General features: G+C 71.5%; 11 protein-coding genes. 7 read left to right on the top strand and 4 right to left on the bottom strand.

Going from position 1 to position 12,697, the window contains the following annotated elements; translation table 11 throughout:
• Window positions 1-37: 37 nt before the first annotated feature.
• Window positions 38-1,015 (top strand): SDR family NAD(P)-dependent oxidoreductase, encoded by a 978-nt coding sequence (locus H9651_RS07805; protein WP_318244804.1) that lies wholly within the window; start codon window positions 38-40, stop codon window positions 1,013-1,015.
• A gap of 7 nt (window positions 1,016-1,022) precedes the next feature.
• On the opposite strand, the gene H9651_RS07810 is transcribed toward H9651_RS07805, so the two are convergent.
• Together H9651_RS07810 and H9651_RS07815 are read right to left on the bottom strand one after the other, a co-directional pair.
• Window positions 1,023-1,667, bottom strand: coding sequence for a metal-dependent transcriptional regulator (locus tag H9651_RS07810; RefSeq protein WP_191718733.1), 645 nt, complete (start codon window positions 1,665-1,667; stop codon window positions 1,023-1,025).
• Between the two features lie 22 nt (window positions 1,668-1,689).
• A complete protein-coding gene (locus tag H9651_RS07815; RefSeq protein WP_191718734.1) occupies window positions 1,690-2,991 on the bottom strand; it encodes an Nramp family divalent metal transporter in 1,302 nt (433 codons plus the stop codon).
• A gap of 277 nt (window positions 2,992-3,268) precedes the next feature.
• Here H9651_RS07815 and H9651_RS07820 point away from each other — a divergent pair, with 277 nt between their 5' ends.
• The gene (locus H9651_RS07820; RefSeq protein ID WP_191718735.1) at window positions 3,269-3,919 is read left to right on the top strand and encodes a TrmH family RNA methyltransferase; all 651 of its coding nucleotides are present in this window, start codon (window positions 3,269-3,271) and stop codon (window positions 3,917-3,919) included.
• Here the strand turns inward: H9651_RS07820 and H9651_RS07825 are convergent, their stop codons facing one another.
• Window positions 3,920-5,242 (bottom strand): MATE family efflux transporter, encoded by a 1,323-nt coding sequence (locus tag H9651_RS07825; RefSeq protein WP_191718736.1) that lies wholly within the window; start codon window positions 5,240-5,242, stop codon window positions 3,920-3,922.
• A 98-nt stretch (window positions 5,243-5,340) separates the two neighbouring features.
• On the opposite strand from H9651_RS07825, the gene H9651_RS07830 reads away from it, so the two are divergent.
• From H9651_RS07830 to H9651_RS07850, 5 genes are all read left to right on the top strand, one after another.
• A complete protein-coding gene (locus H9651_RS07830; RefSeq protein WP_191718737.1) occupies window positions 5,341-7,323 on the top strand; it encodes a M13 family metallopeptidase in 1,983 nt (660 codons plus the stop codon).
• A 65-nt stretch (window positions 7,324-7,388) separates the two neighbouring features.
• Window positions 7,389-8,300, top strand: coding sequence for a serine hydrolase (locus tag H9651_RS07835; RefSeq protein WP_191718960.1), 912 nt, complete (start codon window positions 7,389-7,391; stop codon window positions 8,298-8,300).
• A 133-nt stretch (window positions 8,301-8,433) separates the two neighbouring features.
• Window positions 8,434-8,820, top strand: a complete 387-nt coding sequence (locus H9651_RS07840; RefSeq protein ID WP_191718738.1) for an MmcQ/YjbR family DNA-binding protein — start codon at window positions 8,434-8,436, stop codon at window positions 8,818-8,820.
• Between the two features lie 239 nt (window positions 8,821-9,059).
• On the top strand, window positions 9,060-10,172 hold the full coding sequence (locus H9651_RS07845; protein ID WP_191718739.1) for a 5-methyltetrahydropteroyltriglutamate--homocysteine S-methyltransferase: 1,113 nt from the start codon (window positions 9,060-9,062) through the stop codon (window positions 10,170-10,172).
• 31 nt (window positions 10,173-10,203) lie between these two features.
• Window positions 10,204-11,700: an aldehyde dehydrogenase family protein gene (locus H9651_RS07850; protein ID WP_191718740.1), complete on the top strand. Its 1,497-nt coding sequence runs from the start codon at window positions 10,204-10,206 to the stop codon at window positions 11,698-11,700.
• A 92-nt stretch (window positions 11,701-11,792) separates the two neighbouring features.
• Here H9651_RS07850 and purU read toward each other — a convergent pair whose 3' ends face one another.
• Entirely contained in the window at window positions 11,793-12,671 is an 879-nt protein-coding gene (purU, locus tag H9651_RS07855) for a formyltetrahydrofolate deformylase (protein ID WP_191718741.1), read from the bottom strand.
• Window positions 12,672-12,697: the final 26 nt, after the last annotated feature.

Genomic DNA, 12,697 nt, shown 5'->3' on the forward strand with positions numbered 1-12,697 from the left:
CAGCCTATCGGCGCCCGGTGGCTCTAATGTCGGGAGAGTGGCACGACGCGCAGACGACTGGGACCCCGAACGGCTTCCCGACCTCTCGGGACGCCGCTACCTGATCACCGGAACGAACAAGGGCCTGGGGTTCTTCTCCGCCCTGCAGCTGGCCGGCGCGGGCGCCCACGTCGTGATGACGGGACGCAACCCCAACCGTCTCGCCGCCGCCCGCACCGCGCTGTTGCGCAACCTTGCGGATGCCACGCCCGGCACCGTGGAGACCCTGCTGCTGGACACCAGCAATCTCGGCTCGGTGCGCGCTGCCGCCGCCACCGCCCGCGGGCGACGGGGTCTGGACGGTCTGCTGCTGAACGCGGGCGTCGTGCACCCGCCCAAGACCCGGCAGCTCACCGCGGACCGGCACGAGATGGTGCTCGCCAGCAACGTGCTCGGCCACTTCGCGCTCGCCGGCGAGCTGCTGCCGGCGCTCGCCGCCGCGGGTGGCCGCATGGTGTGGGTGGGCAGCGTCGCCACGAACCTGTGGAAGTACGATCCCATCGACCCTGAACTCGAGACCGACTACACCCCGTGGCGCGCGTACGTGCAGTCGAAGGTCATGACGGCGTCGCTGGGCTTCGAGGCCGACCGCAGGCTGCGGGCCGCCGGCGTGCCGGCCGGCAGCGTCGTGGCCCACCCCGGCTACTCCACGAGCGGCCGCACCCGTGGCATCCTCGGGGTCAACGAGCCCAGCCGCGGCACGCGCTTCACCGACAGCATCCAGGCCGCGTTCGCGCAGTCGAAGGAACGCGGCGCCTGGCCGCTCGTGCGGGCGCTCGCCGACCCCGCCGCGGAGAGCGGATCGTTCTGGGGTCCGGGCCTGGTGACCCTCGGCGCCCCGCGCCGCGCGAACCCGCCGAAGATCACGACCGATCCCGAGCGTGGCGCCCGCCTGTGGGACTTCTGCCAGACGGCGACACGCGTGGCCTGGCCGTTCGAGAAGTCCGCGCGCGCGAAGCGACGCTGGCGGGGCTGACCTCAGCTCAGGCGGTGATCCAGATCGCCTCGGGCGCGCCTTCGGGCAGTCCTACAGGCGGAGCACCGTCGATCGAGACGTGGCCGCCACCGATCACCGTGATCGTGTGGCCCACGTCGATGCCGGCATCCTCGCACGCGCGCAGCAGGGCGGCGTCGCGGTCGCTCACGCGCAGCACGCGTCCGCTGTGCCCCGCGGGGGCGCTGGCCAGCAGCACGAACGGCTCGCGGTGCACCTCGCCGTCGGCATCGGGGATCGCGTCGCCGTGCGGGTCGAACCGCGGGTGGCCGAGCCGGGCCGCGATGCCCTCCAGCAGCCGGTCGCTGATCGTGTGCTCGAGCACCTCGGCCTCGTCGTGCACCTCGTCCCACGCGTAGCCGAACTCGCGTACGAGCCACGTCTCCACCAGGCGATGCCGGCGGATCACCGCGGCCGCCCGGCGCCGTCCCGCCGCCGTCAGCGCGACCGGCCCGTACGGGCGGTGCGTCACCAGCCCCTGCGCGGCGAGCTTCTGCACCATCTCGGTGACGCTCGACGGTGCGAGCCCCAGCTCGGATGCCAGTCGCGAGGGTGTCACGGGCTCCGCCTGCCACTCGGTGTGGTGGTAGATCGTCTTGAGGTAATCGTCGACGGCGGTGGGGGAAGCGGGCACCGTTCCAGGCTACCGGGGCGCCTCAGGCCCCCGTGAGGACGAGCCAGAGCAGCAGCGCGTTGAGCGCGATGAGGAACACGGATGCCGCGACCCCCGCGATCGTCGTCCAGGCCCGGTTGCGGTGCGCACCGAGCACATCGCGCCTGGCGGTGAGGGTGACCAGCGGCACGAGCGCGAACGGGATGCCGAACGACAGCACCACCTGGCTGAGGATGAGCGCGAGAGTGGGGTCGAAGCCGATCGCGAGCACCACTAGCGCCGGGATCAGGGTGACCAGGCGCCGCAGGATCAGCGGCACGCGCACATGCAGCAGCCCGTGCATGATCTCGGCTCCCGCATAGGCGCCGACGGCGGTGCTGGCCAGGCCGCTGGCCAGCAGCCCCACCGCGAACAGCGTGGCCACGAGCGGACCGATGCCGTCGCGCAGGGCGGCGTACGCGCCCTCGAGGCTGTCGGTGCCCGGTACGCCCGCCAGTGCGGCGGCGGCCAGCAGCAGGATGCAGAGGTTCACGGTGCCGGCGACGGCCATCGCGATGGTGACGTCCCACTTCGTGGCGCGCAGGAGACGAGCGGCGGTGATGCCGCGGCGGTCGTCGAGCGTGCCGGCATCCGCCCCCGTGGTGGGGGCGAAGCGGTCGCGGCTGAGTGCGGAGTGGGCGTAGATGGCGTGCGGCATGATCGTGGCGCCGAGGATCGAGGCGGCCAGCAGCACCGAGTCGGCGCCCTCGAAACGGGGGACGAGACCGCCCACGACACCGGCGGGGTCGGGCGGGACGACGAAGACGCCGAAGACGAAACCGATCGCGATGATGAGCACGAGTCCCGCGATGACGAACTCGAAGGCCCGCGGGCCGCGACGGGACTGCAACAGCAGCAGGCCGATCGACACGACGCCGGTGATCACGCCGCCCCACACCAGGGGGATGCCGAACAGCAGGTGCAGGGCCACGGCGCCGCCGATGACCTCGGCGATGTCGGTGGCCATCGCCACGAGCTCGGCCTGCAGCCAGTACGCCCGGCGACCCCACGGGTTGCGCAGGCGCTGCCCGAGGACTTCGGGAAGGCTCTGACCGGTGACGATGCCGAGCTTGGCGGAGAGGTACTGGATGAGCCACGCCATCACGTTGCCGATCACGACGACCCACACCAGCAGGTAGCCGTAGCGGGCGCCTGCGGTCATGTTGCTGGCGACGTTGCCGGGGTCGAGATAGGCGACGCCCGCGACGATCGCCGGTCCCAGCAGCCACGCCAGCCGCGTGGCGGCGGGCCCGCGCCGCGCCGGTGCGAGCGCAGGCTGGGGCTCGGAGGAGGCGGTTTTCGGCATGCCGAAAAGTTAGCAGATATTTCGGTGCGCCGAAAAGTGGGGTCCGTGTCGTCGGTCGGCGGCGCACCCGTCGGAATTCAGGCTGTGGTGGGGGCGGGTGCCCGCGCGGCCCGTCGGGGGCGCCCGCAGCCTGAATTCCGACAGCGGCTCGGCCTCGGCGGCACGGCGCGGCACGGCGCGGCGCGGCGCGGCCTCGGCGGCGCGGCCTCGGCGGCCTCGGCGGGCCGGCGGGTCGGCGGCAGGCAAGGCGACGGCGCGGGGTGGTTAGCCTGGTTCGGTGACCGAATCCGCGCCCGCGCCCGCCGTCGACGAGGCGGAGCCGACCCTTCCGTACGGGGTCGGGCCCTGGCCCGGGGGACCGGATGCCTGGCCCGACGACCCCCGCTACGACCCCGAGCTGCTCGCGCACGGCGACCGCCGCAACGTCGTCGACGGCTACCGCTACTGGACGATGGCGGCGATCGTCGCCGATCTCGACGCGAAGCGGCATCCGTTCCACGTCGCCATCGAGAACTGGCAGCACGACATGAACATCGGCTCGATCGTGCGCAGCGCCAACGCGTTCGCCGCTGCCGAGGTGCACATCATCGGCAAGCGTCGCTGGAACCGCCGCGGCGCGATGGTCACCGACCGCTACCAGCACGTGCGCCACCACGAGGATGTCGCCGCGTTCGCGGCGTGGGCCGCCGCCGAGGAGCTGCCCATCATCGCGGTCGACAATGTGCCGGGGTCGGTCCCCGTCGACCGGGCCGAGCTCGCCGAGCGCTGCGTGCTGCTGTTCGGCCAGGAGGGACCGGGCCTCTCGCCCGAGGCGCTCGCCGCCGCCCACGGCGTGGTCGAGATCGCCCAGTACGGCTCCACCCGCTCGATCAACGCCAGCGCCGCCGCCGCGGTGGTCATGTACGAGTGGTGCCGCCGCTGGGCGTGATCAGCCGCCGACGGTGACCCACTCCGGCCGACGCACCCGCCAGCCGAGGGTGAGCAGCCGGGCGAGCATGTAGACGCCGAAGAACGCGGCCGCGAGCCAGGCGAGGCCGGCGGCGCCCGTCGGGTGCAGCACCGCGATGAGTACGAGTGCCGGCACGAACGGCACGAGGTTGAGCGCACCCGCGAGGGCGAGGTAGCGGGCGTCGCCGGCACCCATGAGCACCCCGTCGAGCACGAACACCACGCCGCACACCGGCTGCGCGATCGCGAGCACCAGCAGTGCCGGCTGCACGAGCGCGGCGACCGACGCGTCGCCGGTGAACACGAGCCCCATCACCCCCGACGTCGCCGCCACGATCGCTCCCACGACCACACCGAACCAGGCTCCCCACGCGACAGTGCGCCGCAGCACGCGTCGCACGCCGGCCTCGTCGCCCGCCCCCAGCCCTTTGCCGATGAGTGCTTGCGCCGCGATCGCGAGGGCGTCGAGCGCGAAGGCGGCGGTGGAGAAGAGCGTGAACGCGATCTGCCAGCCGGCCAGTTCGTCGGTGCCGAGCATCGTCGCCACCGCGACCGTCGCCAGCAGCGCCGCCCGCAGCGACACCGTGCGCAGGAACAGCCACCCGCCCGACCGCGCCGACCCGCGCACACCCTCGCGCTGCGGCAGTACGGATGCCGCGTGGCGGTGGGCCAGCCGGCCGACCATGACGGCGTAGGCGGCGACCATGCCCCACTGGGCGAGGACCGTGCCCACCGCGGAGCCGGCGATGCCCCACCCGAACCCATAGATGAACAGCGCGTTGAGCAGCGCGTTGGCCGCGAACCCGAGCCCGGCGATCCACAGCGGCGTGACGGTGTCCTGCATGCCGCGCAGCAGTCCGGTCGCGGCGAAGACGATGAGCATGGCCGGCAGCCCCCACATCGAGATGCCGAGATAGATCTGCGCCTGCTCGGTCACCTCGGTCGACGCGCCGAACAGCGACACGATGCCGGGTGTCGCCAGCGACCCGACCAGCGCGAGCACCGAGCCCAGCCCCAGTGCCAGCCACAGTCCGTCGATCCCCGCCCGCACCGCCGAGGAGAACTCGCCCGCGCCGAAGCGGCGTGCGACGGCCGGGGTCGTCGCGTAGGCGAGGAACACCATGAGCCCGACGATCGTCTGCAGCACGGCGCTGGCGATACCGAGCCCTGCCAGCGGCACGACGCCGAGGTGACCCACGAGCGCGGCGTCCACGATGAGGAACATCGGCTCGGCCACCAGCGCGCCCAGCGCCGGTACGGCCAGCCGCAGGATGTCGCGGTTGAGGGGGTCGGGCGTGCTCACCCGTCGAGCCTAGAGGCGCGCACCGACGCGCTCGGCGGGGCGGATGCCCACCCGGCATCCTTGGCGCCGTGTCGGTGACGGCGCATATCCTGGAAGGTATGACCGACGCTCTCCGTTCCGGTATCGCGCTCGATGAGCTGAGCACCGACATCCGCCCCCAGGACGACCTCTTCCGCTACGTCAACGGCTCGTGGCTGGAGCGCACCGAGATCCCGGACGACAAGGCGCGCTGGGGCTCGTTCCACCTCATCGCGGAGCAGGCCGAAAAGGACGTCCGCGCGATCGTCGAGGAGGCGCAGGATGCCGAACCCGGCACCGAATCGCGCAAGATCGGCGACCTGTACACGAGCTTCATGGACACCGAGCGCATCGCCGCGCTCGGTGCCGAACCGCTGCAGCCGCTGCTGGAGCAGGTCGACGCGGTCACGACGATCCCCGAGCTGCTGGCGACCGTCGGACGCCTCGAACGCGACGGCGTGGGCGGGTTCATCGGCCTGTACATCGAGCCCGACCCCGGCAACCCGCAGCGCTACGTGCCCTTCTCGGTGCAGAGCGGCCTCTCTCTCCCCGACGAGAGCTACTACCGGCTCGACAACTTCGCCGCCACGCGCACCGCGCACCGCGCGCACGTGCAGCGCATCCTCGAGCTCGCCGGTGTGGCGGATGCCGCAGACCAGGCCGATCGCGTCGTGGCGCTGGAGACCGAGCTCGCCGGACACCACTGGGACAACGTGCGCAACCGCGACGCCGTCGCCACCTACAACCTGATGTCCTGGGAGGACGTCCTCTCGCTCGTGGGCGTCGACCTCGACCCGTGGCTGGACGCCCTGGCACCCGGCCACCGCGAGGCGTTCGCCGAGGTCAACGTCAACCAGCCATCGTACCTCGAGGGCCTCGGCACGCTCCTCGTGCCCGAGCGGCTCGAGGACTGGAAGGCGTGGCTACGCTTCCACATTGTGCACGGCATGGCCGCGTTCCTCTCCGACGACTTCGTCGACGAGAACTTCTCCTTCTACGGCACGCAGCTCACCGGCGTCCCGGTGAACCGCGAGCGCTGGAAGCGCGGGGTCGGCCTGGTCGAAGCGGCCCTCGGCGAAGCGGTCGGCAAGGTCTACGTCGAACGGCACTTCCCGCCGCAGGCGAAGATCGCCATGGACGAGCTGGTCGCCCACCTCGTCGAGGCCTACCGGCAGTCCATCTCGGGCCTCGAGTGGATGAGCCCCGAGACGCGCGAGCGGGCCCTGGCGAAGCTCGACGCCTTCACGCCCAAGATCGGCTACCCGGTGAAGTGGAAGGACTACGCCACCCTCGAGATCGACCCCACGGACCTGGTTGGCAACGTGCGCCGCGCGCACGTGTGGGAGCACGACCGTCAGCTGGCCCGCGTGGGCAAGCCGGTCGACCGCGACGAGTGGTTCATGACGCCGCAGACCGTCAACGCCTACTACAACCCGCTCATGAACGAGATCGTGTTCCCCGCCGCGATCCTGCAGTATCCGTTCTTCGACGCCGAGCGGGATGCCGCGGCCAACTACGGCGGCATCGGCGCGGTGATCGGGCACGAGATCGGCCACGGCTTCGATGACCAGGGCAGCCGGTTCGACGGCGACGGGTCGCTGCGGGACTGGTGGGCCGACGCCGACCGCGCCGCCTTCGAAGAGCGCACGCAGAACCTCATCGCCCAGTACGACCAGCTCGTGCCCGAAGGGCTGGCACCCGACCACCACGTCAACGGTGCGCTCACGATCGGCGAGAACATCGGCGACCTGGGCGGTCTCGGCATCGCGCTGAAGGCCTACGCGCTGTCGCGCGGGGCGGACCTGGAGGGTGTTCCCGTCGACGCGCCCGTGATCGACGGCTTCACCGGCATCCAGCGTCTGCTGTTGAGCTGGGCGCAGATCTGGCAGCAGAAGGGCCGCGATGCCGAGACGATCCGACTCCTGACGATCGACCCGCACGCGCCCAACGAGTTCCGCTGCAACCAGATCGTGCGCAACATAGACGCGTTCTACGACGCCTTCGACGTCACCGAGGGTGACGCGCTGTGGCTGGCGCCGGAGCAACGCGTAACCATCTGGTAACCACCGGTACTCGCACCGGACGTACCATCGGTGTGAGCGCTTCGCTCTCCAGTGGAAGGACGCGCGTGGGCACCCCCGAGCCGCTACGCAGCAGTGAGAAGACGCAGTCGCGCGGTGGTCGCCGTCGGCCCCGTCGGGCGGCTGCCGCACGTCGGTCGTTCAGCGCAACCTGGAAGGCGCTCGACGAACTCGCCGCCTCCGGGGCGCGGGTGTCGATCCGCGTGGACGACCTCGACACCGGTGACACGGTCATCGTCGGCGACGATCACGAAACCCTCCCCGTCGCGGGGCTCGGCATCGTGCCGCTGCTCATCGAGACGGCGGCGGCGTTCGAAGAGGGACGGTTGGATCCGCTGGAGATCATCGACCGCGAGCAGCTGCCCGCCGTCGCGGTGTCCGGCATCTGGCAGCATCTGAAGGCGCCGGCGCTGCCCCTGGCCGACCTCGCGGTGCTCGCCTCGGGCGCCGGTGACGCGCTGGCCGCCAACGCGCTGCTGGGCAGGGTCGGTCTCGACGCGGTGCGCTCCCGGCTCGAGGCGCTGGGACTGGACGAGACCGCGCTGCTCGACGGATTCCGCAACGAACGCGGACCCGACGACGCCCCGCATGTCGCGCTCGGCACCGCGCGCGAGTTCGCGGCGCTGTTCTCGTCGCTCGTCAACGCGCAGGCCGTGTCGCCCGCGGTGAGTGCCCAGGTCTCGGAGTGGCTGAGCCTCAACGTCGACCTCACGCTCGTGGCATCCGCCACGGGCCTTGACCCCTTCGCGCACGAGGAAGACGCCCACGGGCTGCTGTTCGTCAACAAGACCGGGCGCGGCGACGGCATCCGCGCCGAGGCCGGTGTGCTGGCGGGGCCGCGCGCGGGCGTCTCGTACGCGCTGCTGGTCGCCTTCGACGACCTCTCCATCGCGCACCGGCTGCGCGTGCACGACGCCTTCCGCACGCTCGGGGTCGAGCTGATGGAATACGTGTACTGACCCGCCCCGCCCCGCCCCGCCCCGCCGCCGTCAGCCACCGAGAAACCACTTCTCGGCTGAGACACCGCGCGATGCGTGGTTTCCGAGCCGGCATGTGGTTTCTCGCCGGCACCTGGCGCGGCATGATGTCGGCATGGCGCATCCCGTGATGTTCGACCCCGACGACCCGGCGCTGGAGCGGGTGCGGGTGGTGTGCCTGGCCTACCCCGGCGCCCAGGAGCGCATCAGCCACGGCCGACCGAACTTCTACACCGTGCGCACGTTCTGCTACTTCGGCGGCGGGGAGCGCCGCGGCCCCGGCGACTGGCTTGCGCACGACCAGGCGATCATGGTGCGCCCCGATCCCGACGACGCCCCGGCGCTGCGCCAGGATGCCCGTTTCTTCGTCCCCGCCTACCTCGGCGCGTCGGGGTGGCTCGGCATCGATCTGGCGGATGCCGCATGGGACGAGATCGCCGAGCTCATCGACGCCTCGTTCCGCGTCACCGCCCCCGCCCAGCTGGTGCGGCAGCTGGCCTGACCGGCCCCCATCGCCGAGAAACCACTTCCCGGGTGAAACACCCCGCGGTGCGTGGTTTCCGAGCCGGAATGTGGTTTATCGCCGGATCGCGGCGGCGCGGCGGCGCGGCGGCGCGGCGGCGCGGGCGCGCGAGCGCGCGGGCGCGCGGCCGGGCACGTCACATGACGCTCCGTTGCGCCACGTTACGGATCGGGGCGGCGGGCGATCGGGTGGCCGAGCGCCGCCAATAGCATCGGGGTATGACTGCACGCCCGCCGTTCCGAGCCGATATCGTCGGCAGCTTCCTTCGTCCCGACCCCCTCGCCGACGCGCGCCGTCGACACGGCGAGGGCGCGCTGAGCGATGCCGAGCTGCGAGAGGTCGAAGACACCGCGATCGCGACGCTCGTGCAGCGGCAGCACGACAGCGGACTGCAGGTCGCCACCGACGGCGAGTTGCGACGCTCGTGGTGGCACTTCGACTTCTTCGGTCTGCTGAACGGCGTCGGCATCGTCGAGCTCGATCACGGCATCCAGTTCCAGGGGGTGCAGACCAAGCCCCGCGGCATCGAGATCTCCGGGCCCATCGGCTTCCCCGCCGACCACCCGTTCCTCGATCACTTCCGTGCGCTGCAGCAAGACGCCGCCGCCACCGGGGCGACGCCGAAGTTCACGATTCCGGCGCCCACCGTGCTGGACTTCCGCCTCGAGCCCGACCACATCGACGCCGCCGTCTACGGCGGCCGGGCCGCCATCACCGACGACCTGGTGCAGACCTACCGCGACGCGCTCACGGCCTTCTACGCGGCCGGCGCCCGCTACCTGCAGTTCGACGACACCGCGTGGGCGTACCTGTGTTCCGACGTCGAGCTCGCCAAGGCGCGCGGGCGCGGCATCGACACCGACGGCATCGCCGAACGCTACGCCGACCTGCTCAACCGCATCCTCGACGGCAAGCCCGCCGACCTCACCGTCACCACGCACGTCTGTCGCGGCAACTTCCGTTCCACCTGGATCTCTTCCGGCGGCTACGAGCCGGTCGCCGAGCAGCTGCTGGGCAACACCGGCTACGACGGCTACTTCCTCGAATACGACTCCGACCGGGCGGGCGGCTTCGAACCGCTCCGCTTCCTGCCCGAGGGGGAGAAGAAAGTCGTGCTCGGACTCATCACGACGAAGTCCGGCGAGCTCGAGGATGCCGACGAGGTGCGTCGCCGCATCGACGAGGCCGCGCGGCACGCACCCCTCGCGCAACTGGCGCTGAGCCCGCAGTGCGGGTTCGCCTCCACCGAGGAGGGCAACACGCTCACCGAGGACCAGCAGTGGGCCAAGGTGCGGTCGGTCGTCGAGATCGCCCGCAGCGTCTGGGGCTGAGCAGGAACGACCGGCGAGGAAGACAGGGATCATGAGCGAGACGGCGAACGCCACTGCAGTGCGGACAGGACTGTACATCGGGGGTGAGGAGCGGTTCACCGACCGGGTGCTGACTGTTGCCGACCCCGCCAAGCCGGGGGTCGTGGTGGGCACGGCCGCCGCGGCATCCGCCGACGACGTCGCCGCTGCGGTGCAGGCGGCCGCGGCCGCGTTCCCCGCGTGGGCGGCGCTGACCCCCCAGGAGCGCGCGGCGCAGATGGCCGAGGCCGTCGCCGGCATCGCGGACGAGCGCGACACCGACGCCGCGATCCTGTCGCAGGAGAACGGCAAGGTGCGCGGGGAGGCGTGGGTCGATGCGCTCGTGTTCGAGATCCGCTGGAACCTCGCCCTCATGCTCGCCGACGAGGTGGCCCGCACCCGCACGCTCGACCCCGTGCCTGGAGCGATCCCGGTGTCGACCGAGATCGCCTACCAGCCGCTCGGTGTCGTCACGGTCATCGTGCCGTTCAACTGGCCGATCGCGATCCTCGGCGCCGCGCTGCCGCACGCCCTGCTCGCCGGCAACACCGCCATCGTCAAGCCGCCGCCCTCGGCACCGCTCGCGACCACCCGGCTCGTGCAGCGCGTCGCCGAGAAGCTGCCGCCGGGCGTGCTCAACGTCGTGACAGGCGCCGACGCGGACATGGCCGACCTCATCCAGCACCGGGACGTCGCGAAGGTCTGCTTCACCGGCTCGGTAGCCGGCGGCACGCGCATCATGCAGCTCGCGGCGCCGACGCTCACCCGGGTGACCCTCGAACTCGGTGGCAACGACGCGGCGATCGTGCTCGCCGATGCCACGCTGGATGACGTGCACCTCGATCGCCTGTTCGCGGCGATCTACGACACCACCGGCCAGATCTGCATGAACGCCAAGCGCATCTTCGTGCACCGCTCCCGCCGTGACGAACTGGTGGCAGGCCTCGCCGCGCGCCTCGAACGGGTGCGCCTGGGCTACGGCCTCGACGACGGCACGACGATGGGGCCGCTGCACCAGCCGGCGCAGAAGGCCTTCGTCGACGAACTCATCCGCGAGGCGAAAGACGCCGGCGCCGACGTGCGCGAGTTCGGTGAACTGCCGGGCGGCGATCTCGCGGGCGGCAACTTCGTGCGCCCCGCGATCGTCGTCGACCCCGACCCGTCGCTGCGGATCGTGACCGAGGAGCAGTTCGGCCCGGTCATCCCGGTGCTGTCGTTCGACGACGAGTCAGAGGCCGTGCGCCTGGCCAACGACACCTGGGCGGGCCTGGGCGGGTCGGTGTGGACGGCGTCGACGGATGCCGCACAGCGCGTGGCCACGCAGCTGGTGTGCGGCTACGTCTGGATCAACGACCACGGCGCGACGCGCCTTGACCTGCGGGCGCCCTTCGGTGGCATGAAGCACTCCGGGTTCGGGCGCGAGCAGGGCATCGACGGTGTGCGGGCGTTCCAGGACACCCGGGCCATCGCGACCCTCGACCCCGACGTGCTCGCCTCGCTGGCGCACTGAGACCGGCGGATCGCGGCGGTCTCCGGTGGCATCCCGCCCCGGAGTCCGCCGCCCGCCCCGGAGCGCGCCGGAGCACCCCCGGCGCGCCGTCGTCAGAAGACGATCGTGTGGTTGCCGTGGCGGATCACGCGGTCCTGCGCGTGCCACAGCACGGCGCGGGACAGCACCTGACGTTCCACGTCGGCACCGCGGCGGGCGAGTTCGCTCGTCGTGTCGGCGTGGGTCACGCGGATGGTGTCCTGCTCGATGATCGGACCCTCGTCGAGGTCGGTCGTGACGTAGTGGCTCGTCGCGCCGATGAGCTTCACGCCCCGCTCCTTGGCCTTCTTGTACGGTTCGGCGCCGATGAAGGCGGGCAGGAACGAGTGGTGGATGTTGATCACCGGCACCCCGAGCTTCTCGAGGAAATCGGCCGACAGGATCTGCATGTAGCGGGCCAGCACGACGAAATCGACGTTGCCGACCAGAAGCTCGAGGATCTTCGCCTCGGACTCCGACTTGTCGGGACCGGGGGTGGAGGGCACGTGGAAGAACGGCACCCCGAACGAGCGCACGTCCTCGGCCGAGGTGGTGTGGTTGGACACGACCATGGGCACCGTGACCGGCAGATCGCCCCGGCGGTGCCGCCACAGCAGGTCGAGCAGGCAGTGGTCCTGCTTGGACGACAGGATCGCCATGCGCTTGGGCACCGACTGGTCGGTGAGCGACCACTGCAGGTCGAAGCCGCCGAGCGTGTGGGCGACCTCCGCCTCGATCGCGGGGCGGTCGGCGGCGAAGCCGGGGCGGTGGAAGACGACCCGCTGGAAGTACGCTCCGCCCTCGGGGTTGTCGGAGTACTGGTCGAACGCGACGATGTTGCCACCGATGCGCGTGATCATCGCCGAGACGGCCGCAACGATGCCCGGCTGGTCCTCGCCGTGCACGATCAGACAGGCGTGGGCGGGGAGCAGAGTCGGGACGTGCGCGGTCATGCTCCGATTCTGCCGTGTCCGACCGG

The sequence above is a fragment of the Microbacterium pullorum genome, assembly GCF_014836535.1.
GTDB lineage: Bacteria > Actinomycetota > Actinomycetes > Actinomycetales > Microbacteriaceae > Microbacterium > Microbacterium pullorum.